27 protein-coding genes are annotated in these 21,018 nt (G+C 70.5%); 14 read left to right on the forward strand and 13 right to left on the reverse strand.

Annotated features, from left to right (window positions below):
* Positions 1-219: 219 nt before the first annotated feature.
* The 3 genes from AC07RV_RS27555 (at position 220) to AC07RV_RS27565 (ending at position 1,881) form a co-directional block, all read left to right on the forward strand.
* Positions 220-504 (forward strand): DUF427 domain-containing protein, encoded by a 285-nt coding sequence (locus AC07RV_RS27555; RefSeq protein WP_093339974.1) that lies wholly within the window; start codon positions 220-222, stop codon positions 502-504.
* Positions 501-1,244 (forward strand): 2OG-Fe dioxygenase family protein, encoded by a 744-nt coding sequence (locus AC07RV_RS27560; RefSeq protein WP_296789287.1) that lies wholly within the window; start codon positions 501-503, stop codon positions 1,242-1,244. The genes AC07RV_RS27555 and AC07RV_RS27560 overlap by 4 nt, the downstream gene beginning before the upstream one ends.
* A 196-nt stretch (positions 1,245-1,440) precedes the next feature.
* Positions 1,441-1,881: a universal stress protein gene (locus AC07RV_RS27565; protein ID WP_057597897.1), complete on the forward strand. Its 441-nt coding sequence runs from the start codon at positions 1,441-1,443 to the stop codon at positions 1,879-1,881.
* Between the two features lie 45 nt (positions 1,882-1,926).
* Here AC07RV_RS27565 and AC07RV_RS27570 read toward each other — a convergent pair whose 3' ends face one another.
* A complete protein-coding gene (locus tag AC07RV_RS27570; protein WP_296789288.1) occupies positions 1,927-2,616 on the reverse strand; it encodes an RluA family pseudouridine synthase in 690 nt (229 codons plus the stop codon).
* 99 nt (positions 2,617-2,715) lie between these two features.
* On the opposite strand from AC07RV_RS27570, the gene AC07RV_RS27575 reads away from it, so the two are divergent.
* Entirely contained in the window at positions 2,716-4,023 is a 1,308-nt protein-coding gene (locus tag AC07RV_RS27575) for an MFS transporter (protein ID WP_296789289.1), read from the forward strand.
* 1 nt (position 4,024) lies between these two features.
* Here the strand turns inward: AC07RV_RS27575 and AC07RV_RS27580 are convergent, their stop codons facing one another.
* From AC07RV_RS27580 to AC07RV_RS27590, 3 genes are read right to left on the reverse strand one after another with little or no spacing between them, the layout of a single operon-like run.
* Complete coding sequence (locus AC07RV_RS27580) at positions 4,025-4,315, reverse strand: 2Fe-2S iron-sulfur cluster-binding protein (protein ID WP_209545440.1); 291 nt, start codon at positions 4,313-4,315, stop codon at positions 4,025-4,027.
* Complete coding sequence (locus AC07RV_RS27585; protein ID WP_296789291.1) at positions 4,312-4,602, reverse strand: VF530 family protein; 291 nt, start codon at positions 4,600-4,602, stop codon at positions 4,312-4,314. Before AC07RV_RS27585 ends, AC07RV_RS27580 begins: the two co-directional genes overlap by 4 nt.
* Positions 4,603-4,612: 10 nt before the next feature.
* A complete protein-coding gene (locus tag AC07RV_RS27590; RefSeq protein WP_177239215.1) occupies positions 4,613-4,762 on the reverse strand; it encodes a hypothetical protein in 150 nt (49 codons plus the stop codon).
* Between the two features lie 87 nt (positions 4,763-4,849).
* Between AC07RV_RS27590 and AC07RV_RS27595 the strand changes: the two genes are divergently transcribed.
* The 3 genes from AC07RV_RS27595 (at position 4,850) to AC07RV_RS27605 (ending at position 7,105) form a co-directional block, all read left to right on the forward strand.
* On the forward strand, positions 4,850-5,368 hold the full coding sequence (locus tag AC07RV_RS27595) for a GNAT family N-acetyltransferase (protein ID WP_093339960.1): 519 nt from the start codon (positions 4,850-4,852) through the stop codon (positions 5,366-5,368).
* Position 5,369: 1 nt separating this feature from the next.
* Positions 5,370-6,053 carry a PepSY-associated TM helix domain-containing protein gene (locus tag AC07RV_RS27600; RefSeq protein WP_296789293.1) on the forward strand — a complete coding sequence of 228 codons (684 nt, stop codon included), beginning with the start codon at positions 5,370-5,372 and terminating at the stop codon, positions 6,051-6,053.
* A gap of 155 nt (positions 6,054-6,208) precedes the next feature.
* The gene (locus AC07RV_RS27605) at positions 6,209-7,105 is read left to right on the forward strand and encodes a DUF808 domain-containing protein (protein WP_208512200.1); all 897 of its coding nucleotides are present in this window, start codon (positions 6,209-6,211) and stop codon (positions 7,103-7,105) included.
* A gap of 12 nt (positions 7,106-7,117) precedes the next feature.
* Here the strand turns inward: AC07RV_RS27605 and AC07RV_RS27610 are convergent, their stop codons facing one another.
* A complete protein-coding gene (locus AC07RV_RS27610; RefSeq protein WP_057597821.1) occupies positions 7,118-7,336 on the reverse strand; it encodes a hypothetical protein in 219 nt (72 codons plus the stop codon).
* Positions 7,337-7,454: 118 nt separating this feature from the next.
* Between AC07RV_RS27610 and AC07RV_RS27615 the strand changes: the two genes are divergently transcribed.
* Genes AC07RV_RS27615 through AC07RV_RS27630 form a run of 4 tightly spaced genes read left to right on the forward strand, consistent with a single transcriptional unit; the run spans position 7,455 to position 9,902 of the window.
* Positions 7,455-7,727: a DUF2164 domain-containing protein gene (locus AC07RV_RS27615; RefSeq protein ID WP_296789294.1), complete on the forward strand. Its 273-nt coding sequence runs from the start codon at positions 7,455-7,457 to the stop codon at positions 7,725-7,727.
* A 15-nt stretch (positions 7,728-7,742) separates the two neighbouring features.
* On the forward strand, positions 7,743-8,585 hold the full coding sequence (locus AC07RV_RS27620; RefSeq protein WP_296789295.1) for a VOC family protein: 843 nt from the start codon (positions 7,743-7,745) through the stop codon (positions 8,583-8,585).
* Positions 8,586-8,623: 38 nt separating this feature from the next.
* Positions 8,624-9,055 (forward strand): hypothetical protein, encoded by a 432-nt coding sequence (locus AC07RV_RS27625; RefSeq protein WP_296789296.1) that lies wholly within the window; start codon positions 8,624-8,626, stop codon positions 9,053-9,055.
* A gap of 49 nt (positions 9,056-9,104) precedes the next feature.
* Positions 9,105-9,902, forward strand: coding sequence for an enoyl-CoA hydratase/isomerase family protein (locus AC07RV_RS27630; RefSeq protein WP_296789298.1), 798 nt, complete (start codon positions 9,105-9,107; stop codon positions 9,900-9,902).
* 12 nt (positions 9,903-9,914) lie between these two features.
* Here the strand turns inward: AC07RV_RS27630 and AC07RV_RS27635 are convergent, their stop codons facing one another.
* Together AC07RV_RS27635 and AC07RV_RS27640 are read right to left on the reverse strand one after the other, a co-directional pair.
* Entirely contained in the window at positions 9,915-11,024 is a 1,110-nt protein-coding gene (locus AC07RV_RS27635) for a M14 family metallopeptidase (protein WP_444813597.1), read from the reverse strand.
* A gap of 34 nt (positions 11,025-11,058) precedes the next feature.
* Positions 11,059-12,369 carry an MFS transporter gene (locus AC07RV_RS27640; RefSeq protein WP_444813598.1) on the reverse strand — a complete coding sequence of 437 codons (1,311 nt, stop codon included), beginning with the start codon at positions 12,367-12,369 and terminating at the stop codon, positions 11,059-11,061.
* Positions 12,370-12,520: 151 nt separating this feature from the next.
* On the opposite strand from AC07RV_RS27640, the gene AC07RV_RS27645 reads away from it, so the two are divergent.
* Positions 12,521-13,423, forward strand: coding sequence for a LysR family transcriptional regulator (locus tag AC07RV_RS27645; protein WP_093339939.1), 903 nt, complete (start codon positions 12,521-12,523; stop codon positions 13,421-13,423).
* Here AC07RV_RS27645 and AC07RV_RS27650 read toward each other — a convergent pair whose 3' ends face one another.
* From AC07RV_RS27650 to AC07RV_RS27670, 5 genes are all read right to left on the reverse strand, one after another.
* Complete coding sequence (locus AC07RV_RS27650; protein ID WP_296781444.1) at positions 13,424-14,203, reverse strand: enoyl-CoA hydratase/isomerase family protein; 780 nt, start codon at positions 14,201-14,203, stop codon at positions 13,424-13,426.
* A complete protein-coding gene (locus tag AC07RV_RS27655) occupies positions 14,200-15,417 on the reverse strand; it encodes a CaiB/BaiF CoA transferase family protein (RefSeq protein ID WP_296781445.1) in 1,218 nt (405 codons plus the stop codon). The genes AC07RV_RS27650 and AC07RV_RS27655 overlap by 4 nt, the downstream gene beginning before the upstream one ends.
* 35 nt (positions 15,418-15,452) lie before the next feature.
* Positions 15,453-16,433, reverse strand: coding sequence for a tripartite tricarboxylate transporter substrate binding protein (locus AC07RV_RS27660; RefSeq protein ID WP_296781446.1), 981 nt, complete (start codon positions 16,431-16,433; stop codon positions 15,453-15,455).
* Positions 16,434-16,500: 67 nt separating this feature from the next.
* A complete protein-coding gene (locus AC07RV_RS27665) occupies positions 16,501-17,424 on the reverse strand; it encodes a LysR family transcriptional regulator (RefSeq protein WP_296781447.1) in 924 nt (307 codons plus the stop codon).
* Positions 17,421-18,050: a glutathione S-transferase gene (locus AC07RV_RS27670; RefSeq protein ID WP_296781448.1), complete on the reverse strand. Its 630-nt coding sequence runs from the start codon at positions 18,048-18,050 to the stop codon at positions 17,421-17,423. Before AC07RV_RS27670 ends, AC07RV_RS27665 begins: the two co-directional genes overlap by 4 nt.
* A 142-nt stretch (positions 18,051-18,192) precedes the next feature.
* On the opposite strand from AC07RV_RS27670, the gene zigA reads away from it, so the two are divergent.
* A complete protein-coding gene (zigA, locus tag AC07RV_RS27675) occupies positions 18,193-19,386 on the forward strand; it encodes a zinc metallochaperone GTPase ZigA (protein WP_296781449.1) in 1,194 nt (397 codons plus the stop codon).
* Here the strand turns inward: zigA and AC07RV_RS27680 are convergent.
* Positions 19,310-19,864: a Fur family transcriptional regulator gene (locus AC07RV_RS27680; protein WP_256222257.1), complete on the reverse strand. Its 555-nt coding sequence runs from the start codon at positions 19,862-19,864 to the stop codon at positions 19,310-19,312. The two genes, zigA and AC07RV_RS27680, sit on opposite strands and share 77 nt — an antisense overlap.
* Positions 19,865-20,016: 152 nt before the next feature.
* Between AC07RV_RS27680 and AC07RV_RS27685 the strand changes: the two genes are divergently transcribed.
* On the forward strand, positions 20,017-21,003 hold the full coding sequence (locus tag AC07RV_RS27685; RefSeq protein WP_296781450.1) for an AraC family transcriptional regulator: 987 nt from the start codon (positions 20,017-20,019) through the stop codon (positions 21,001-21,003).
* Positions 21,004-21,018 lie beyond the last annotated feature (15 nt).

The raw sequence follows: 21,018 nt of genomic DNA on the forward strand, positions 1-21,018 counted from the left end.
AGCGGGGTCGCCTTCTTTTGCTTACTTTTCTTGGCGAGACAAGAAAAGTAAGTCGCCCGCCGGGGCGAGACCCGGCCTACAGCCTCAAGCAAAGAAAACACCCCCAATCCAACCTCAGCCCAAAGAGCAAAAAAAACACCCCAACAAAACACCAGAAACCAAACAGTCACAATACCCCTCCGGCCAAACACATCCCCCCAGTCGGAGACCCAAACCCAAATGAAAGCCACCTGGAACGGCGCCACCATCGCCGAAAGCGACGACACCGTCCTCGTCGAGGGCAACCACTACTTCCCCATGTCGTCGCTCAACCGCGACGTCGTGACCTTCAGCAACCACAAGACCACCTGCCCCTGGAAGGGCAGCGCGAACTACTACTCGCTGCTGGTCAACGGCGAACTCAACACCGACGCCGCCTGGTACTACGCCGACCCCAAGCCCGAGGCCGAGATGGTCCGCGACCGCGTCGCGTTCTGGAAAGACGTGAAGGTCACGGCGTCGTGACCACCCCGGCCTTCGATCCGCCGTTCATCCATCCCGCGGAACTGCCGGCCGCACTGCGCGACCAGGGCTATGCGGTGCTTGGGCCCCAGGCCGTGGGCGACTGGCTCGGCCTGCCGGTCGCGCAGCTCGAGGCGCTGCATGCCGACTGGAACGATCTTCCGCCCGACGAATACCTGAAGGACGGCGGCCGCTATCGCACGCGGCGCCACGAATGCTTCACGGTCGACGGCGAGGCGATGCAGCAGGTGCCGCGCCGCGCGCACTGGCAGCCGGTCGAATACAACGCGCTGCATGGCGGCATGCAGCGCTGGTTCGCGCCGATGCTCGCGGCCACGATCGCGCAGCCGGCCTGGCAGCGGTTGATCGTGCGACTCGGCGAAGCGGCGAGCCAGCTGCGTGGCGCGCAGCGCTGGTACGTGGAAGCGCACCAGTTCCGCATCGACACCGCGGGCGGCATCGGCCGGCCCACGCCCGAGGGCGCGCACCGCGATGGCGTGGACCTGGTGGCGGTGGCGCTGGTGGGCCGCCACGACATCAAGGGCGGCGAGACGCGCGTGTTCGAGGCCAACGGGCGGCGCGGCGAGCGCTTCACCATGACCGAGCCGTGGACGCTGCTGCTGCTCGACGATGCGCGCGTGATCCACGAATCGACGCCGATCCAGCCGCTCGAGGAGAACGGCACGGGCTGGCGCGACACGCTGGTGATCACCTGCCGCGCCCAGGGTTTTCAGGGCGACTGAAACCCGCGCCGCGAGGCGCTGCGCGGCCTGCAGGCGCGGGCCGCGCGAAGGCGGTATCCGCAATTTCCCTGGCTGGGAGGCGTCCTACAGTTGTGTCGCAGCCTTGCGGTTAAATTCGGGGCCCGGTCTTCGGCCATCTCCAACGGCCCGTGGACTGGACCCTGTCTGCCTGCGAACGAAGAAAGCGAGGTCCGCCATGTTCAATCACATCCTGGTCCCCATCGACGGCTCCGAAACTTCCATGCTCGCGGTCAGCAAGGCCAGCGGATTGGCGCTGGCCTTCGGAAGCCGCATCACCCTGATCCACGTGATCGACAACTACCCCTTCATCGGCGTGGGCGCGGACTATGCGCTCGGCCAGAACGAGTACCTCGCCGCGGCCACCTCGAGCGCCAATGCGGCACTCGCGCGCGGCGTGGCCGCGCTGGCGGCCGAAGGCCTGCACAGCGACCAGCGCGTGATCGACGGCCACGTGGTGCACGAAGGCATCGTGGACACGGCCATCGCCATCGCGGCCGACCTGATCGTGATGGGTTCGCACGGCCGCAGCGGCATCGAGAAGCTGCTGCTCGGCAGCGTGACGCAGCGCGTGCTGCAGGACTCGATGGTGCCGGTGCTGGTGGTCAAGGGCGGCTGAGAAGAACGCCGCGCCACCCCTTCGAATCCCGCCGATTCCCGCCGCTCACGCCGAGCCTTCCCCCGCCTCCCGCAACGCCTCGAAGCGCGGCCCGAAATCGGGTCGGCTCGCGAAGCGCATGCGCTCGCGCGTGGCCGGGTGTTCGAAGCCCAGCGCGCTCGCATGCAGCAGCAGGCGCGGCGCGCGTGCCTGCACTTCGGGGCTGCCGTAGAGCGCATCGCCGAGGATCGGATGGCCGATCGACGCGAGGTGCACGCGCAGCTGGTGCGAGCGGCCGGTGAGCGGCTCCAGCAGCAGGTAGCTGCAGGGCGTTTCGCCGTCGAGGCCGCCCAGGGCGCGCCAGCGCGTGAGGCTGGGCTTGCCGGCGGGGTCGATCTTCTGCAGCGGGCGGCGCGGCCAGTCGGCCATCAAGGGCGCATCGATGCAGGTCCATTCCGCGTCCACAGGCAGCAGACCGTCGACCACCGCTTCGTAGCGCTTGTCGACCTGGCGCGTGGCGAAGGCGTCGCTCAGCGCGCGCTGCATCTCGAGGCCGCGCGCCATCAGCACCAGGCCGCTGGTCGCCATGTCGAGCCGGTGCACGATCAGCGCATCGGGCCACTGGCGCTGGGCGCGCGCGCTCAGGCAGTCCTGCTTGTCCTCGCCGCGGCCGGGCACGCACAGCAGGCCGGCGGGCTTGTCGAGCACCAGCAGGTGGGCGTCTTCGTGAACGGGTCGTAGCAGGGGCGGGGCCATGGGAGGGCCCGAGTGTAGAAGCGCCGCGGCGCAGGGTCGTGCAGGGGCCTTGGCGGGCCCTCATGCGCGGCTCACGGTGGGTGGGCTATCCTTGGACGGATGTCCGGCCCCGCCACTGGCTCCTCAGCCTCCGCCTCCTCTCCCCTCGATGCCGCCGCCGGCGCGGTGCCTTCCCCACCGAGTTTTTCCGACCTCACGCGCGAACGCCCGTTCATGCAGATGTGGGTGGCGCGCCTGTTCGGCACTGCCGCCTCGCAGATGCTGCTGGTGGCCATCGGCTGGCACATGTACTACCTGACCAACAGCGCCTGGGACCTGGGCCTGGTCGGGCTCTACCAATTCGTGCCGGCGCTGCTGCTGGCGCTGCTCGCGGGCCACGTGGTCGACCGCCACCACCGCGGGCGCATCGTCGCGGCCTGCTTCGCGGTGCAGGGGCTGGTGGCGCTGGCGCTGCTGTTCGCGGTGCTGCGCGGCCACGACAGCCGCGCGCTGCTGCTGGGCCTGTCGCTGGTGCTGGGCGCGGTGCGCGCGTTCCAGATGCCGGCCCAGCAGGCGCTGACGCCGATGCTGGTGCCGCCGGTCATGCTGGCGCGCGCCATGGCCTTCAGCTCGGCCGGCATGCAGGGCGCGATCATCGGCGGGCCGGCGCTCGGCGGCCTGCTGTTCGTGGCTGGCATGGCGGTGGTCTACGGCGCGAGCGTGCTGTTCTTCGTGGTGGCCTGCGCGCTGGTGCTGCGGCTGCGCTATGCCTACGTGCCCAAGGCGCGAGAGCCGGTCACGCTCGGCACCGTGTTCGCGGGCGTCAACTTCATTTGGAACCGCAAGCCGGTGCTCGGCGCGGTCTCGCTCGACCTGTTCGCGGTGCTGCTGGGCGGCGCGGTGGCGCTGCTGCCGATCTATGCCAAGGACATCCTGCACACCGGCCCTTGGGGCCTGGGCCTGCTGCGCGGCGCGCCCGCGGTGGGCGCGCTGGTGATGTCGATCGCGCTCACGCGCCGGCCGATCGAACGCCGCGTGGGCCGCGCGCTGCTGATGGCGATCGCGCTGTTCGGCCTGTGCATGGTGGTGTTCGGCATCTCGCGCAGCTTCATCGTCTCGCTGATCGCGCTCGCGGTCTCGGGCGGCGCCGACATGGTCAACGTGGTGATCCGCCAGACGCTGGTGCAGCTCGAGACGCCCGATGCGATGCGCGGGCGGGTCAGCGCGGTCAACTCGATCTTCATCGGCGCCAGCAACCAGCTCGGCGAATTCGAATCGGGCGCCACCGCGGCGCTGCTCGGGCCGGTGGGCTCGGTGGTGGTGGGCGGCGTCGGCACGATGCTGGTCGCGCTGACCTGGTTCAGGCTCTTCCCCTCGCTTGCGCAGCGCGACCGGCTGGTGGTGGCGGCGCCGGCCGTGCGCGGCTGAGTCAGGCGTCGTCGAACAGCGAGAAGGCCTGCGGCGCGTCGATCGCGATGTCGCCCAGTGCCTCGGCCACGCAGGGCAGGATCCAGCGCTCGGCCTTTTCCTCGGCGCTCAGGCCCGGCCATTCGATGGTGTGGCGCGCCTCGCCTTCGAGCAGCTGGCAGATGCAGGTGCGGCAGGTGCCGTTGCGGCACGAGCTCGGCATCTCGATGCCGGCCGCCTCGGCCGCCTTCAGCACGCTGGTGCCGGCCTCGGTCTCGAAGACCAGGCCCGAGGGCTCGAGGCGGACCTTCATGGCCGCGGCGTCGACGTGCCCTGGCGGCGCTGCTCGCGCAGCATGAAGAGGTAGAGGCTCTCGACCTTCTCGCGCGCCCACGGCGTCTTGCGCAGGAAGCGCAGGCTCGAACCCACGCTGGGTTCGTGCGTGAAGCAGCGCACCGGCACCAACTCGCCCAGCTGCTGCCAGCCGTAGTGCGCCTGCAGCGCCGTCACGATGGCTTCGAGCGTCAGCCCGTGCAGCGGATTGCGCGGCTGGGCCGGGGGCGCGGTGGGGGAGGGCGGCGAGGTCGGTGCGTCGCTCACGGGTGGCGGATCACTTGTTCTTGAGCTTGCCGCGCGGAATCACCGCCGTGGTGACGACCGCGCGCACCGGCTCGCCGCCGAGTGCCGGGGCCTTCGGCGGGGAGGTGTCCTTCTTCGGTTTCTTGCTTTCCTTGTTGGAACGTTGCTGACCCTTGGCCATAAGGTTTCTCCTGAGCTGCTGCGATGATGGGCTGGGAGTTTAGCGGTGCGGCGACAATAGGCGGTTCCATCCGTTTTTCCCGCATTCATGTCCGACCACGAAGTTCGCCCCGCCACGATGCGCGATGCCAAGGCCATCGCAGAAGTCCACGCCGCCGCCGCCAAGGCCGCCTACGAAGGCATCCTGCCCGAAGAGGAGCTGCGCGCGCTGGCGCTCGCCTCGCGCGAGGCCAAGTGGCGCGAAGCCATCGAGTTCAGCGAACCGCAGGTCCACGTGGCCGAACTCGATGGCAAGGTCGTCGGCTTCGTCGGCTTCGACCGCTCGCGCGACCCCAAGACCCCGTCCACCGCGGGCGAGATCTGGGCCCTCTACGTCCGTCCCGAGCACTGGGACAAGGGTATCGGCGTCGCCCTCTGGGACGCCGCGCGCGAGGGCCTCGAGGAAGAGGGCTGCACCACGGTCACCATCTGGGTGCCGATCCGCAACGACCGCGCGATGCGTTTCCACGAGCTGGCCGGCTTCAAGCGCGAGATGAAGACCGCCAAGACCACGCAGATCGGCAGCGTGCGCATCGAGGAAATCCGCCTCAAACGCAACGTCGCCTGACATGGACGCCGGACACGCCCCGGGCCACGCCCGCCGGGTGCCATCGCACCAGCGCCGCACGCTCGCCGTGCAATGGATCCGCCGCACCCATGGCTGGTTCGGCCTCTGGGGCGCGGTGCTCGGGCTGTTGTTCGGCTTCAGCGGCATCTGGCTCAACCACCGCAACGTGCTGAAGCTGCCGCAAGCGCAGGAACGCAGCCGGGCCCAGCTCGCGCTGCCCGAGCCGGCGCCGACCACGCCCGAGGCGATGGCCGCCTGGCTGCAGCAGGCCTTGCGCACCGATGGCCCGCCGCGCTCCACGCGCATCGAGCCCGCCAAGCCGGTGGCCTGGGTCGACCGCAAGGCCGATCCCGAGGCCCCCGCGCTGACGCAGCCCGCGCACTGGACCTTCAACTTCGGCGGCCCGAACGAGATCGTGCAGGCCGACTACTGGCAGGGCAACCGCTCGGTGGGCGTGGCCACCACCCACAACGGCCTCGTCGCCACCCTCACCAACATGCACAAGGGCGGCGGCATGCCGCTCGCGTGGATCCTGCTGGTCGACACGCTGGCCGGCAGCCTGATCTTCCTGTCGCTCTCGGGCGTGGCGCTGTGGCTGCTCACGCACCGCCGCCGTGCCGTCGGCCTCGCGGTGTTCGGCGTCTCGCTGGCCACCATGCTGGCGATCGCGCTGAGCGCGCTCTGACGGCTGAAGGTTGAGGGCCGAGAGCTTCGGCCGACTGCTTTCGGCGTACATCGCGTGGCCGCGCCGAAGGCGCGGGCCCGGCATGTGCGGATATTCACGGACCCTGCACACGGCAGCGGCTAAGCTCGCGCCTTTCATTTTCCTTTCGCCCATCCATGGCCTCCAGCCTGCTCCTGCTGCTCGACGACATCGCGACCGTGCTCGACGACGTATCGGTCCTCACCAAGGTCGCCGCCAAGAAGACGGCCGGGGTGCTCGGCGACGACCTCGCGCTCAATGCCCAGCAGGTCGCCGGCGTCAAGGCCGACCGCGAACTGCCCGTGGTCTGGGCGGTGTGCAAGGGCTCGCTGGTCAACAAGGTGATCCTGGTGCCGGCCGCGCTGGCCATCGGCACCTGGCTGCCCTGGCTGGTCACGCCGCTGCTCATGGTGGGCGGCGCCTTCCTGTGCTTCGAGGGCTGCGAGAAGCTGGCCCACAAGTTCCTGCACAAGGAAGAACACGCGGCCGACACCGCGCGCCACGAGCAGGCCGTGGCCGATGCCGCGGTCGACGTGGTGGCGCTCGAGAAGGACAAGATCAAGGGCGCGGTGCGCACCGACTTCATCCTCTCGGCCGAAATCATCGCGATCACGCTGGGCACCGTGCAGGGCCAGCCCTTCACCACCCAGCTCAGCGTGCTGGTGGGCATCGCGCTGATCATGACGGTCGGCGTCTACGGCCTGGTGGCCGGCATCGTGAAGCTCGACGACGCGGGCCTCTACCTGAGCCAGCGCGGCAGTGCCGCCGCCCGTGGCGTGGGCCGCGCGATCCTCGCGGGCGCGCCCTGGCTCATGAAGGGGCTGTCGATCGCCGGCACCGCCGCGATGTTCCTGGTCGGCGGCGGCATCCTGGTGCACGGTGTGCCCGCGCTCGGCCATGCGGTCGAGGCCTGGGCCGCGACCTCGGGCGTGTTCGGCACGCTGGGTTCGATGCTGGTCAATGCCGGCGTCGGCATCGTCGCGGGCGCGGTGGTGCTCGCGGTCGTCGAACTGGTCAAGAAGCTGCGGCGCTGAGCCGCGCGCGGCTCAGCGCCGTTGCGAATCCTTGCCGCGCTTCACCAGCTCGACCACCACCAGCGCCGCGCCCAGCGCGAGCGCGAACCAGCCCACCACCGAGGCGCCCGCCACCATCTCGAACCAGCGCGTGCCCTGCAGGAAGTGCGGGCCCAGCAGCACGGCGGCGCCGATGAGCAGGCAGAGGATGCCGCGTTCGAGCATGCGGGGCTGGCGGGAGGGACGGGCCATGGAGATCGATCGGTTCGGTTGGGGGGAGCGGCCGCCGCATTCGCGCCGCGGCCGGGGGCCCGATTCTCCACGCATCGGCACAATGCCCTTTTCGAGCATCCAGCAAGGACCCCGCCGCATGACCATCGAGATTTCGCGCGAGCTGCGCCAGCAGGCCATCACCTCGATCGAGCGCTATTTCCGCGAGAACATGGAGGAGCCGATCGGCAACGTCGCCGCCGGCGCGCTGCTGGGCTTCTTCCTCGAGGAGATCGGCCCCACGATCTACAACAAGGCCGTGGCTGACGTGCAGGAACGGCTGCAGGCGCGCGTGTCGGAGGTCGACCTCGAGGTGCACGAGGACGAGTTCCGGTACTGGCACAAGTTCGACAAGCAGAAGAAGGGGCGATAGGACTGCCGGGCGGCCATGGCAGCGTACCGCGCGCTCGACCACGTCGTGATCCGCCTGCGCGCGGTCGATCCGCTGTGGTCGCTGCTCGCCGGCGAGCTCGGCCTGCCGGTGAGCTGGCCGCTGCAGCACAGCGCCTTCGCGAGCTTCGGCTGGATCAACGTCGGCAACACCAACCTCGAGCTCTGGGCCGCGCGCGACGACGCCGACATGCCGCCCGAGGCGCAGCCGCCGCGCGTGCAGGGCCTGGCGCTCGATCCGGCCGACCTGGAAGCGAGCATCGCCGAACTGGCCGCGCGAGGTATCGCCTGCAAGCCGCCGCGTGCGTACCGCACGCAGGACGCATCGGGCGCGTCGGTCACCAACTTCACCAACGCGGTGCTGCTCGACCTGTCCTCCGATGCCTGCTGCGTCTTCTTCTGCGCCTGGGATGCGGCCGGCACCATCTATCCGTGGCCGGAGAAGCTCGATGCGCTGCAGCGGCGTGCTCGCGATGCGAAGGTCTTCCGGGCCTGCAGGGGTGGGCCGCTGGGGCTGGTCGGTCTGCAGAGGATCGGCCTGGCCGTGCCCGACGAGGCCGAGGCGAGCGCGCGATGGCGCGCGCTGACGGCCTCGCCGCGGGGCCCGATCGCGCTGATGCCCGACATCGCCGTGGCGCTGGCCCCGGGCCGGCATCCGTTCGCGACCATCGAATCGCTGTGCTTTGGCGTGCGCTCGCTGCCGCAGGCGCGCGCCTTCCTGGCCGAACGGCAACTGCTCGAGGCCTCGTCGCCCGACGAACTGGTGCTCGCGCGCCACGCCTGCCCCGGCCTCGACCTGCGCTTCGTGGAAGCGCCGCGTGGCGCCGGCGCATCGGACTGAATTCAAAACTGTCAGCAAACGTTGCAGAATCGACGGCCATGCCTCGCCATCGCACCGCCCCTTCCTCGCCGACCCACCCGCGCCCGTTGCGCGCCGCCTGCCTGCTGCCGCTGCTGCTGGGTGCCTCGCTCGCCTGCGCGCAGTCGCAGAACCCGGCCGACTTCCCGCTCGAATCGGTCGGCTACCTCAACGAGGAGCTGCCGCGCATGGAGGCCGCCGTCGCCTCGAGGAACCGTGAGTTCTTCCATGGCGCGATGGCGCGCACCATCGAGTTCTCGGAGCGCTGGGGCTTCAAGTCCCGGGCCAACCCGCAGCTCGCCAAGTACCCGATGTGCACCGACGCCGTGATGGACTACGTGGTGGTCGGCCTGTGCCGGCTCGATCCCGCGGGCGATGTCTGCGAGCCCGGGCTCGCGCCGCGGCTCGATGCCAACGTGAAGCGCTGCCGCGAGGTGGCGGCGCAGCGCTGAAAGAACAACGAGCGTGCGCGATCGGCGCGCACCGGAGACAGGAAAGACCATGGACTACGCCCGCTACCAGACCCTCGCCATCACGCGCCGCGGCGCCAACGGCACCGTGCTCGACATCCAGATGCGCGCGGCCAACGGCAAGCTGCCCACGGCCGGCCACGACGGCCACCGCGAACTCGCCGAGATCTGGCGCGATGTCTCGACCGACGACTCGGTGCGCTGCGCCGTGCTGCGCGGCGAGGGCATGGGCTTCTCGGGCGGCGGCGACCTCGGCATGGTGCAGGACATGACGGCCGACGACGCGATCCGCCAGCGCGTGTGGCGCGAGGCGCGCGACCTGGTCTACAACATCATCAACTGCGACAAGCCGATCGTGAGCGCGATGCACGGCCCGGCCGTGGGCGCGGGGCTGGTGGCGGGCCTCTTGGCCGACATCTCGATCGCCACGCGCGGCGCGAAGATCGTCGACGGCCACACCCGCCTGGGCGTGGCGGCCGGCGACCATGCGGCGATCGTCTGGCCGCTGTTGTGCGGCATGGCGAAGGCCAAGTACCACCTGCTGCTGTGCGAGCCGGTCAGCGGCGAGGAGGCCGAGCGCATCGGCCTGGTGTCGCTGGCGGTCGAGGACGCGGAACTGCTGCCGCGCGCCTACGAGGTGGCAGACCGCCTCGCGGCCGGCAGCCAGAGCGCCATTCGCCTGACCAAGTACGCGCTCAACAACTGGCTGCGCCAGGCCGGGCCCACCTTCGACGCCTCGCTGGCGCTCGAATTCATGGGCTTCGCGGGCGCCGACGTGCGCGAGGGCGTGGCCTCGCTGCGCGAGAAGCGCGCGCCGAACTTCGGCTGACGCGCCCCGTCTTCAGGCCTTGCGCAGGCCCTGCAGCGTCTGCAGCAGCACCACGCGCGTCTGCCCCAGCACCATGCCCTTCCACTCGTCGTTGTCGCAGTAGAAGGCATCGCGCAGCTGGCGGCGGATCTCGCGCTGCTGTGCGTCGGAGGCTTCCGGATGGCGGCGCAGCCAGGTGTCGGCGCGCAGGCGCGTGAGCACCTCGTTGTCGGGCAGGGTGCCGAACTCCAGGCCCATGGGCGCGATGCGCGCGTTCGGGCATTCGTCGTAGGCGGTCGAGATCACCGGGCCCGAGACGTCGGCCGAGGCCGAGTCGCCCGCGAAGGGCGCGAACACGTCGGCACCCCACCAGGCATGGGCCATGGCCAGGTCCTCGGGCGTGTTGCGGCCCGGGTAGATCTTCTCGCCGTGGCCGTAGGGGCCCAGGCCCGTGTGCACGTCGATCCAGCCGATGTGCGTGGCCGAGGCCGCGTACTTGCGCAGGATCGATCGGATGGTCCTGTTGCTCCACGAAGGCGCGGTGCCGCCGTAGAACAGGCCGTCGGGCGAGACGTACTGGCCCTTGGTGACGGCGGCGCGGAAGGCGCGCATGCCGTGCTTGTCGATATAGGCGGCCACGGCCGCTTCATCGGCCGGCGTCGGCGGCCAGCTCGCGGGCAGCACCAGCGGTTCGACGTCGGTGTATTCGGCATTCACCGGCAGCGGCGCGCCGAAGTCGATGTGGTTGCGGTTGAGGTCGATGTTGTCCTCGTTGGTGCGGTGCAGGTGCGAGAAGCCGTGCGGATTGACGGCATGCACCAGCAGCAGCGCCACGCCGGCCTGCTGCAGGCGCGTGAGCAGGTCCTCGTCATGCAGGGTCGCGACCTGCGTGCCCGAGCCGCAGAAGCCTTCGGGGCCGTGCGTGCCCGAAGTCACGAGCAGCAGCTTCTTCGCGTCGATGGCGCCGAGCAGCGCGACGTCGGTCGCGAGTTCCTCGCCGAGCGCGCCGCGATGGGCTTCATTGACGAAGGATTCGATCGAAGCGCCGCGGGCGCGCGCGGCCTCGAGGAATTTGGCGCGAGCCTCGACGTAGGTGCCCGAGAAATGCCGCGTGGCGGCGGTGCTGTGGGTGAGAGCGGTCATGGAGGGATCGTGGGGAGGAATGTTCGAGGGGGAATCAGGCGTGCGCGCCGGCCGCGTCGATGTCGCGGCCCGTGTGGTCGCGCAGCCAGAGCAGGCCCAGCAGCGAGACCAGGGTCATGATGACCAGGTACCAGGCCGGCGCGAGCTTGCTGCCGGTGGCGTTGAGCAGCCAGGTGCTGATGAAGGGCGCGAAGCCGCCGAACAGCGCCACGCCCACGCTGTAGACCAGCGACATGCCGCTGGCGCGCACCGCCTTCGGGAACATCTCGGGCAGCATCGTGATGCCGGGCACGGTCTGGCCCACCAGGCCCAGGCTCAGCACGCCGAGCACGATGAACAGCACGGCGGGCGTGGGCGAGGCATTGAGCCAGAGGAAGCCCGGGTAGATCAGCACCACGAGGAAGACGCGGCTCCACAGGATCAGCGGTTTGCGGCCCACGCGGTCCGACAGCAGGCCCACGAAGGGCGCGAAGGCGAACGAGATCAGGCCGGTGAGCGCGGCGCCGAACAGCGCCACCGAGGGCGTGAGGCCGAGCTCGCGCACCGCGTAGGTCGGCATGTAGAAGGTGACGACATAGGCCGCCGTGGTGCCGCCGACCAGCGCGAGGATGGCGGCCAGCACGGTCTTGCCGTGCTGCGAGCAGACGATCTTGAGGCTGCTCTCGCGGCGCGGCGCGGTGGCCGATTCGGGCGCGATCTGCAGCGATTCCTCGAGATGGCGGCGGATGTACATGCCCACCGGCGCGATCAGCATGCCGAGGACGAAGGGCACGCGCCAGCCCCAGCTCTGCATGTTCTCGGGCGACAGCGTGAAGGTGAGCGCGCCCACCACCACCGCGCCGAGCATCACGCCCAGGCCCTGGCTCGCGAACTGCCAGCTCGCCATGTAGCCGCGGTTGCGCGGCGTGGCGTGCTCCACCAGCAGCGTGGTGGAAGCACCGACCTCGCCGCCGGCCGAGAAGCCCTGGATCAGCCGCGCCAGCACGATCAGCACCGGCGCCGCGACGCCGATGCTCGCGTAGGTGGGCGTGAAGGCGATCACCGCGCAGCCCAGCGCCATCAGGAAGATGGTCAAGGTCATGGCCTTCTTGCGGCCCGCGCGGTCGGCATAGGCGCCGATCACGATGCCGCCCAGCGGCCGCATGATGAAGCCGACGCCGAAGGTCGCGACCGTGAGCAGCAGCTGGCCATAGCCGCTGAAGGTGGGAAAGAACAGCTTGCCGATCACCAGCGCGAGAAAACCGTAGACGGTGAAGTCGAAGAACTCGAGGCCGTTGCCGATGGTGGTGGCGACGATGGTCTGGCGCCGGCTGGCGGCGCTGTGCGCGGGACGGGTGGGGCTCATGTCTCGGGGTGTTGGTGTGGTTCTGTGGAATGCGGGTAGGTCGAAGGTCTTCGGCCGCGACGGATGCTAGAGAGTCGGTTGCTCGCTGAAAAGACAATAATTGGGCCAGTACGATAACTTTTGGTTGTCGCCCGTCCGGCACCCGTCCTCCATGAAACCCAACCAGTTGCACGCCTTCGTCGCGGTGGTCGAGCAGATGAGCATCCGCGCCGCGGCGCGCGTGCTTGGCATCTCGCAGCCCGCGGTGACCAAGATCGTGCGCGAGCTCGAGCGCGAGGTCGACGCACCGCTGGTGGAGCGCAGCGTCAAGGGCGTGCGGCTCACGCCCTTCGGCGAGGCCTTCGCGCCGCGCGCGCGCATGCTGCTGGCCGACATGCAGCGCGCGCGCGAGGAGATCGCGCAGATCCGCGACGGGCTCACGGGCCGGGTCGCGCTGGCCGTCAGCACCTCGTTCGCGCAGACCATCCTGCCGGCGGCCTTCAAGGACTTCCATGGCCGGCTGCCGGCCGTCGACGTGCAGTTCAGCGAGGCGGTGCTGCCCTGGATGCTGGCGCGCCTGCGCGAGGGCTCGCTCGACTTCGCGGTGGCGCACGTGGTGCCGGGCCGGCTCGATCCGCAGTTCGAGGCGATCGAGCTGTTTCCGGTGAAGCTGGTGGTGGGACTGCGCGAGCGCCATCCGCTGCGCGCGAGCCGCTCGATGGCCGAGCTCGCGACCGCCGAATGGATCCTGCCGGGCGACGATCACTTCAGCGGCCGGGAATCGATCTCGGCGCTGCTGCCGCTGGGCCTGCCGGCGCCGCAGCGCGTGATCCAGGGCCACTCGGTCACGGTCGCACTGTCGCTGGTCGGGCAGATGGACCTGATCGGCCTGTTCGTCGAGCCGCTGGCCGCGCTGAGCTTCAAGCGCCATGGCATCCGGCGCGTGGACGTGGTCGAGACGCTGCCGACGCTCAACGTCTGCGTGGTCAAGCGCCGCGGCCAGCTGCTGACGCCGGCCGCGCAGCATTTCGTCGAATGCATCCAGCGCGCCTCGGCGCGCGCGCTCGCAGCCTGATCAGCGGCCGCGCCAGGCCGGCGGCCGTCCCTCGGTGAAGGCCGCCACGCCCTCGGCGAAATCGGCGCTGCCGTAGCAGCGGCGCACGAGGTCGTCGGTGTCGGGCGCGCCCTGCGTCGTGCCGCGGCGCAGCGCTTCCTTGGCGGCCGCCTGCGTCACGGGCGCCAGCGCGGCCAGCCGCGCGCACAGCGACTGCAGCGCGCCGTCGAGCGCCTCGGCCGCGCAGACCTGTTCGAGGAAGCCGCAGGCCAGCGCCTCGTCCGCGTCGAGGATCTGCGCCAGCAGCAGCATGCGCCGCACCGGTTGCAGGCCCCAGGCCGCGCGCAGCCGCGCGAAGTTCAGCGACGACAGCGTGTTGCCCAGCGTGCGCGCGATCGGCACGCCGAAGCGCGCGCCCGGCGTCGCGAGCCGGAAGTCGCAGGCGGTCGCGATCGCGAGCCCGCCGCCCACGGCCCAGCCCTCGACCACCGCCACGGTCGGCATCGGCAGCGCCTCGATCAGGCCGATGCCGGCATCGATGCGCCGCTCGTAGGCCACGCCGTCGTCGCCGCCCGCGAAGTCGCGGAACTGCGCGATGTCGGTGCCGGCCACGAAGGCCTGGCCGCCCGCGCCGCGCAGCACCGCCACGCGCACCTCGCCGGCGCGCGCGGCCAGCGATTCGCAGTGCGCGGCGAGCGACTGGTACATGGCCCAGGTCATGGCATTGCGCGCGGCCGGCCGATCGAACACCAGCGTGGCGATGCCCGCCGTCACCGAGAGATGAACGCTGCCTTCGCTCATGACCCGAAGGCTCCGGCCGCGGCCAGCTCGCGCTGCGCCGGCGCATCGATGCCGAGCTCGGCCAGCACCTCGGCCGTGTGCTGCCCCAGCAGCGGCGGCGCGCGCCGCACCTGCTGCGGCGTGCCGCCCATCTTCACCGCGAAGCCGATGTTCGGCACCTTGCCTTCCACCGGGTGGTCGATCTCGATGCGCATGCGGCGGTGCCGGCCATGCTCGCTCTCGAAGGCCTCGGGGTAGCTGAGGATCGGCCCGGCCGGAATGCCCACGGCCAGCAGCCGGTCGATCCAGTGCTCGCAACCTTGTTCGGCGAAGCTGCGCTCGAGGCTCTCGATCAGCGCGTGCCGGTTCGCGAGGCGCAGCGACACCGTCGCGAAGCGTGCGTCATCGAGCAGGTCGGGCCGCTCCAGCGTGGCGCACAGCGTCTGCCACAGCTTCTGGTTGGTCGCACCCATCACGAAGTGGCCATCGGCCGCCTTCATCGCCTGGTAGGGCGCGCTCATGCGGTTGGCGGTACCGAGCTGCTCGGGCTCGCGGCCGGTGCCCCAGTACTCGCTGATGTCCCAGATCGAGAAGGCCAGCGCGGAATCGAACAGCGAGGCATCGACGTACTGGCCGCGTCCCGTGGCCTTGGCGCCGATGTAGGCCGACAGCATGCCGTAGGTGGCGAACAGCGCGCAGCCGATGTCGGCCACCGGCACGCCGGCCTTGGCGGGCGGGCCGTCGGGATGGCCGGTCACGCTCATGATTCCCGACATCGCCTGCGCCATCAGGTCGAAGCCCGGCCGGCCGGCCCAGGGCCCGGTCTGGCCGAAACCCGAGATGCTGACGTAGACCAGCCGCGGGTTGATCGCGCTGAGCGTTTCGTAGTCGGTGCGCAGCCGCTTCATCACGCCGGGGCGGTAGTTCTCCACCAGGATGTCGGCCTGCGCCACCAGCTTGTAGAGCACCTCGCGCCCGCTGTCGGACTTGAGGTCGAGCGCGATCGAGCGCTTGTTGCGGTTCATGTTGAGGAAGCCCATGCTGTCCGTGCCCTTGAGCTTGAAGCCCATGGCGCCGCGCGTCTGGTCGCCGCCCTGCGGCGGCTCGATCTTGATGACGTCGGCGCCGAGGTCGGCCAGCAGCATGCAGGCATAGGGACCGGCCATGACCTGGCTCACGTCGAGCACGCGCACGCCGGCCAAGGGGAGGGGACGGGAGGAGGAGGTGTCGCTCATCGGTTGGCGTCTTTCAGGGGGAAAGGAAAATGGTCTCAAGCGTCGGCGCGCACGCCGGCCTCTTTAACGATGCGGCCCCACTTGGCGTATTCGCTCGCGATGAAGGCGCCGAACTTCTCGGGGCTGCCGCCCGCGTCCTCGGCGCCGAACTCGTCGAGCCGCTGCGCGATCTCGGGCAAGGCCAGCACGCGGTTGATGTCCTCGCTCATGCGCTGCACCATCGGCGCGGCCATGCCGCGTGGGCCGACGAGGCCATACCACGAAGCCGCGTCCAGCCCCGGAAAGCCCGACTCGGCGAGCGTGGGCACGGTGGGATGGCTGCGCGCGCGCTGCAGCCGCGTCTGCGCGATCGCGATCACCTTGCCCTGCTTCACGAAGGGCGTGGCCGCGGTCATCGTGTCGAAGGCATAGTCGATCTGGCCGCCGAGCAGGTCGACGATCAGGGCGCTCGAGCCCTTGTAGGGCACATGAACCGCATCGACCTTGGCCTGCAGCTTGAACATCTCGAAGGCCAGGTGCTGCGCCGAGCCGATGCCCGAAGAGCCGAAGGACACGCGGCCCGGCCGCTCGCGGCACAGCGCCACGACGTCGGGCAGGGTGCGCGCCTTCTGCGCGGGCGCGCAGGTCAGCATGTTCGGTGTCACGCCCACCAGGGTCAGCGGCGTGAAGTCGCGCCGCGGGTCATAGCGCACGCCGGTCAGCAGCGCCGGCGCGATCGCGTGGCTGTTGACGTGCGCCATCAGCAGGGTGTTGCCGTCGGGCGATTGCTTGCTCACGTAGTCGGCCGCGATCGCGCCGGTGGCGCCGGGCTTGTTCTCGACCACCACCGATGCGTTCCACATCGCACCCAGCTTCTGGCCGATGACGCGCGCCAGCACGTCGGTGCCGCCGCCGGGCGCGAAGCCGACCACGATCTTCACGGGGCCGGCCGGTGGCGCCGCCTCGTTCGCGGCGCGCACCAGTGCCGGTGCGGCGAGGGCGGCCGCGGCCGCCAGGGTGAAGCTTCTGCGTTGCATGCTGCGATGTCTCCGTCGTTCTTTAGGTTCGACGGATGGTGCGCAAGGCCCGCACCGGGCGCCATCGCTATTTGGGCGAGGCTGGATTCGCGTTTTGCGTATCCGCGAGCACGCGCGCCACGCTGGCCGCGGCGCGCGACAGCGAATCCTCGGCGCGATGGCACAGCACGAACTGGCGCCGCGCCCAGTCGCCGCGGATCGGCAGTCGCGCGAAGCGGCTGCCCGCCGCCACATGGCGCGCGATCGCCGCCGGCATGACGCCGATGCCCAGGTCCTGAGCCACCAGCGCCGCGATGCTGTCGAAGCCGCCCACGCGCATGCGCATGCGCAGCAGCTGGCCGGTCTCGTCGGCCAGCCGCGCCAGCATGATCGAGATCGCCGAGCCCTCGTTGAGCACGATCAGGTCGCAGGCCAGGATGTCCTCGAGCACCACCTCGCGCCGGCCGGCCAGCGCATGGCCGCGCGCGGTGACGGCCACCAGATGGTCGCCGCGGTAGGGCAGCATCGGCAGGTCGATGGCGCCGAGGCTGGCCTCGTAGATGCCGATGTCGACCGTGCCGCGGCGCAGCGCCTGCTGCACCACCTGGCTGTTCATCTCCTGCAGGTCGATGCGCACGCCGGGGCAGGCGGCGGCGCAGCGCTCGATGTCGCGCGGCATGAACTGGATCACCGCCGACTTCGGCGCCGCCACGCGCACCACGCCCTGTTCGCCGCCGAGGTAGGAGGCCGCGTCGTCCTGCATGCGCAGCACGGTGTGCGTGATGTTGCGCGCATGCGCGAGCATCGCGCGCCCGGCATCGGTCAGCACCATGCCGTGCGGGCGGCGCTCGAACAGCGCCACGCCGAACTGCGATTCGAGCTCGAGGATGCGGCGCGAGGCCGCGGCCGGCGCCATGTGCATGCGCTCGGCGCCGCGCGTGACGCCGCCGAGTTCGGCGGTGGCGATGAAGAGCTGGACCGTCGTCAGGTCGAAATGCAGGCGCGTGCTCATGGGAAGGCGATGCCGGCCTCGCCGCTGCGCCAGGGCGGGTTCTTGCGCATGACGCTGTCGAACAGCGGCGAGGCGATCCAGTCCGCGAGCCAGGCGCGCAGCCGTGGCCAGGGCTGGGCCTCGAACCAGGCCGGCTCGACCATCGCGTACTGGCGCACGAAGGGCATCAGCGCGGCATCGGCCAGGGTGGCGTGGGCGCCGAGCAGGAAGGCCGAGGCCGCCAGCCGCGCCTCGAGCTCGCGCAGGAAGCGCGCACCCTGCTCGCGGGCCTCGGCCTGCACCGCGTCGGCGAAGCGGCCCGGGTACTTGTAGCGGTCGAGCTGCGGCTTGAAGCGGTCGTCGCAGGCGGCGACCAGCGCCTCGGTGTCGCCGGGCTGCAGCCAGCGCAGCGGATCGTGGGCCGCGAGCGCCCAGCGCATGATGTCCAGGCTCTGGTCGATCACCGTGCCGTCGGCCAGCACGAGCACCGGCACCGTGCCCTTGGGCGAGGCGGCCAGCATCTCGGGCGGCTTGCGCTTGAGCTCGACCTCGCGCAGCTCGCAGCGCTGGCCGCTCGCCGCCAGCGCGAGGCGGGCGCGCATCGCATAGGGGCAGCGGCGGAAGCTGTAGAGCACGGGCGGGGTCATCGGCGGCGGGAAGGCGGAGGCGGGCCCCGAGTCTATCGGCGCGGCCGGAGGCGGCGGCGACGGGCGCTTTTACGCTTTACATGCAACCGTGTTGCATCATTCATATAATGCAATGCAGTTGCATATCAACGAGACCCACGCCATGCCCCAACGCCTTCCCGTCACCGTGCTGTCCGGCTTCCTCGGCGCCGGCAAGACCACGCTGCTCAACCACATCCTGCACAACCGCGAGGGCCGTCGCGTGGCGGTGATCGTCAACGACATGAGCGAGGTCAACATCGACGCCGCGCTGGTGCGCGAGGGCGGAGCCGAGCTGTCGCGCACCGACGAGCGGCTGGTCGAGATGAGCAACGGCTGCATCTGCTGCACCTTGCGCGAGGACCTGCTGATCGAGGTCGGCCGGCTCGCAAAGGAGGGCCGCTTCGACCAGCTGGTGATCGAGTCGACCGGCATCTCCGAGCCGCTGCCAGTGGCCGAGACCTTCACCTTCGCGGGCGAGGACGGCAAGAGCCTGGCCGACGTGGCGCGGCTCGACACCATGGTCACGGTGGTCGATGCCTTCAACTTCCTGCGCGACTACGGCTCGGCCGACAGCCTGCGGCAGCGCGGCCAGTCGCTGGGCGACGAGGACGTGCGCACCGTGGTCGACCTGCTGATCGAGCAGATCGAGTTCTGCGACGTGCTGGTGCTCAACAAGACCGACCTGGTGAGCGCGGCCGAGCGCGAGCGGCTGATAGCGATCCTCAAGAGCCTGAATCCGCGCGCGCGCATCGAGCTGTCGCAGTTCGGCCGCATTTCGCTCGACCGGGTGCTCGACACCGGCCTGTTCGATTTCGCGCAGGCCGAGCAGGCGCCGGGCTGGCTGGCCGAGCTGCGCGGCGAGCACCTGCCCGAGAGCGAGGCCTACGGCATCCGCAGCTTCGTCTACCGCGCGCGGCTGCCGTTCAATCCGCAGCGCTTCTGGGACCTGGTGCAGCAGGAATGGGAGGGCGTGGTGCGCTCCAAGGGCTTCTTCTGGCTCGCGAGCCGGCCCACGCGCGCGGGCAACTGGTCGCAGGCCGGGGGCGCCTGCCGCTACGGCGCGGCGGGTTTCTGGTGGGCGGCGGTGCCGCGCGAGCACTGGCCCAGCGATCCCGAGGGGCTGGCGTTGATTCAGGCCAATTGGGACCCGGCCACCGGCGACGCGCGCCAGGAACTGGTGTTGATCGGCATCGGCATGGACGAGGCCGCGCTGCGCGCGCGGCTCGATGCCTGCCTGCTCACCGAGGAAGAGATGCGCTACGGCGCCTCGTGGTGGCAGAACCTGCCGGACCCTTTCCCGTCCTGGAACGTGTAGGGCGGGCGGCGGGCCGGGCCGCGGGTGCGGCTTCGGCCGGCACGCAGTCGCCGCAGGTGCCGTGCAGGGTGAGCGCGGTGCGGCGGGTGTCGATGCCCTGCTTGCGCAGCGCGCGGCCGAGCCGGCCCATGACCTTCGGCAGCTCGGGGTCGGAGGGCAGGGCCAGCACCTTGTGGCACTGGTCGCACTCGAAGGTGTTGCCCGAGGCGGCCTCGACGTGGCGCGCGAAGCGGTTCACGCGGTCGGCGCCGACGCGGCGGTCGCACAGGCCGACCTCGACGAGCCGGTCGAGCACGCGGTAGATCGTGACCCGGTCGGGTTCCTCGCCGGTGGCGGTGGTGTAGGCCGCGGCGACTTCGTCGTGCGTGAGCGGTTGGGAGGTGTGCTCGAGCAGCTCGAGCACGGTCTGGGCGGCGCGCGTGACGCGCAGTCCGCGGTCGCGCAGCTGGCTTTCGCTGTCGAAGGTTGCGTGGGCCATTCGGGGCTTCGGTTGCGAGGTCGTTGTCTTCATGCGAGCCGCCATTGTGTTGCATACCGCGCCGTCGTGGGCGCGCCGCGGCGAATCGCCCGGCTTCCATGCCAGATAATCCGCGCGAATCGGACAGACCACGGACGCCACGACGCAACAGCATGGACACGGGACGCGACGGCGACGCACTGAGCCACCTGCTCGCGGGCTACAAGTCCGAGCGCGCCGTCACGGCGCGCTTCTCGCTGTCGGCGCCGTGGGCACTGCACTCGACCGGCGTGGACGGCCCGCTGATCCGCCTGTGCACCGGCGCCCCCTACTGGATTTCGGTGGCCGATGCCGAGCCGGTGCAGGTGGCGCCGCACGACATCGCGATGCTGCCGCAGGGCGGCGCGCACACCGTGTCGTCGGCGCCGGGGCTCGAGGCGCGGCCGTTCCGCGAGTTGATCGCCGCGCATTCCACCGGCCGCCATGGCGACCACCCGATCGTGTTCTCGCACGGCGGCGGCGGTCCGGTCACCGAGCTGTTCTCGCTGCACCTGTGGCTGCCGGCCCAGGGGCTGGGCTCGATCATCGCGAGCCTGCCGTCGCTGATCGTGCTGCGCCAGGCGCAGATTCCCACCACGGCCTCGCTCGCGCTGGCGATGGAGACGCTGGTCAACGAGACCGTGGCCCAGCGCCCGGGCTGGCAGCTCTCGGCCGCGCGCATGGCCGACCTGCTGCTGGTCCACATCCTGTGCGAGCACCTGTATGCGCAGCCGTCGGCGGCGCCGGCCGGTCCCGCCGCGCCGGCCGAGCGCCTGGGCACCCTGCGCGGGCTCGACGACGAGAGCATCGCGCGCGCCATGGCGCTGATGCACGAGCGGCCCGCCGATCCGTGGTCGGTGGCGACGCTGGCGCAGGCCAGCTACCTGTCGCGCACCATCTTCAGCGAGCGCTTCCGCACGCTGGTGGGCGTGACGCCGATGCACTACCTGGGCTCCTACCGCATGACGCTGGCGGCCGAGAAGCTCAAGAACCGGCAACTGAGCCTGCATCAGGTGGCCGAGTCGGTGGGCTACGAGTCGGAAAAAGCGTTCTCGCGCGCCTTCCAGCGCTGGACCGGGCTCACGCCCAGCGCCTACGCCCGGCGCCACGGCGCCGCCTGAACGTCGTCATCGTCC

It is taken from the genome of Variovorax sp. GW821-FHT09B01, from assembly GCF_059418345.1.

Coding starts and splice junctions, on each gene's coding strand:
- AC07RV_RS27555 (WP_093339974.1), top strand. CDS start 220: ATGAAAGCCACCTGGAACGGCGCCACCATCGCCGAAAGCGACGACACC.
- AC07RV_RS27565 (WP_057597897.1), top strand. CDS start 1,441: ATGTTCAATCACATCCTGGTCCCCATCGACGGCTCCGAAACTTCCATG.
- AC07RV_RS27570 (WP_296789288.1), bottom strand. CDS start 2,616: ATGGCCCCGCCCCTGCTACGACCCGTTCACGAAGACGCCCACCTGCTG.
- AC07RV_RS27575 (WP_296789289.1), top strand. CDS start 2,716: ATGTCCGGCCCCGCCACTGGCTCCTCAGCCTCCGCCTCCTCTCCCCTC.
- AC07RV_RS27580 (WP_209545440.1), bottom strand. CDS start 4,315: ATGAAGGTCCGCCTCGAGCCCTCGGGCCTGGTCTTCGAGACCGAGGCC.
- AC07RV_RS27590 (WP_177239215.1), bottom strand. CDS start 4,762: ATGGCCAAGGGTCAGCAACGTTCCAACAAGGAAAGCAAGAAACCGAAG.
- AC07RV_RS27595 (WP_093339960.1), top strand. CDS start 4,850: ATGTCCGACCACGAAGTTCGCCCCGCCACGATGCGCGATGCCAAGGCC.
- AC07RV_RS27600 (WP_296789293.1), top strand. CDS start 5,370: ATGGACGCCGGACACGCCCCGGGCCACGCCCGCCGGGTGCCATCGCAC.
- AC07RV_RS27605 (WP_208512200.1), top strand. CDS start 6,209: ATGGCCTCCAGCCTGCTCCTGCTGCTCGACGACATCGCGACCGTGCTC.
- AC07RV_RS27610 (WP_057597821.1), bottom strand. CDS start 7,336: ATGGCCCGTCCCTCCCGCCAGCCCCGCATGCTCGAACGCGGCATCCTC.
- AC07RV_RS27615 (WP_296789294.1), top strand. CDS start 7,455: ATGACCATCGAGATTTCGCGCGAGCTGCGCCAGCAGGCCATCACCTCG.
- AC07RV_RS27620 (WP_296789295.1), top strand. CDS start 7,743: ATGGCAGCGTACCGCGCGCTCGACCACGTCGTGATCCGCCTGCGCGCG.
- AC07RV_RS27625 (WP_296789296.1), top strand. CDS start 8,624: ATGCCTCGCCATCGCACCGCCCCTTCCTCGCCGACCCACCCGCGCCCG.
- AC07RV_RS27630 (WP_296789298.1), top strand. CDS start 9,105: ATGGACTACGCCCGCTACCAGACCCTCGCCATCACGCGCCGCGGCGCC.
- AC07RV_RS27635 (WP_444813597.1), bottom strand. CDS start 11,024: ATGACCGCTCTCACCCACAGCACCGCCGCCACGCGGCATTTCTCGGGC.
- AC07RV_RS27640 (WP_444813598.1), bottom strand. CDS start 12,369: ATGAGCCCCACCCGTCCCGCGCACAGCGCCGCCAGCCGGCGCCAGACC.
- AC07RV_RS27645 (WP_093339939.1), top strand. CDS start 12,521: ATGAAACCCAACCAGTTGCACGCCTTCGTCGCGGTGGTCGAGCAGATG.
- AC07RV_RS27650 (WP_296781444.1), bottom strand. CDS start 14,203: ATGAGCGAAGGCAGCGTTCATCTCTCGGTGACGGCGGGCATCGCCACG.
- AC07RV_RS27655 (WP_296781445.1), bottom strand. CDS start 15,417: ATGAGCGACACCTCCTCCTCCCGTCCCCTCCCCTTGGCCGGCGTGCGC.
- AC07RV_RS27660 (WP_296781446.1), bottom strand. CDS start 16,433: ATGCAACGCAGAAGCTTCACCCTGGCGGCCGCGGCCGCCCTCGCCGCA.
- AC07RV_RS27665 (WP_296781447.1), bottom strand. CDS start 17,424: ATGAGCACGCGCCTGCATTTCGACCTGACGACGGTCCAGCTCTTCATC.
- AC07RV_RS27670 (WP_296781448.1), bottom strand. CDS start 18,050: ATGACCCCGCCCGTGCTCTACAGCTTCCGCCGCTGCCCCTATGCGATG.
- zigA (WP_296781449.1), top strand. CDS start 18,193: ATGCCCCAACGCCTTCCCGTCACCGTGCTGTCCGGCTTCCTCGGCGCC.
- AC07RV_RS27680 (WP_256222257.1), bottom strand. CDS start 19,864: ATGGCCCACGCAACCTTCGACAGCGAAAGCCAGCTGCGCGACCGCGGA.
- AC07RV_RS27685 (WP_296781450.1), top strand. CDS start 20,017: ATGGACACGGGACGCGACGGCGACGCACTGAGCCACCTGCTCGCGGGC.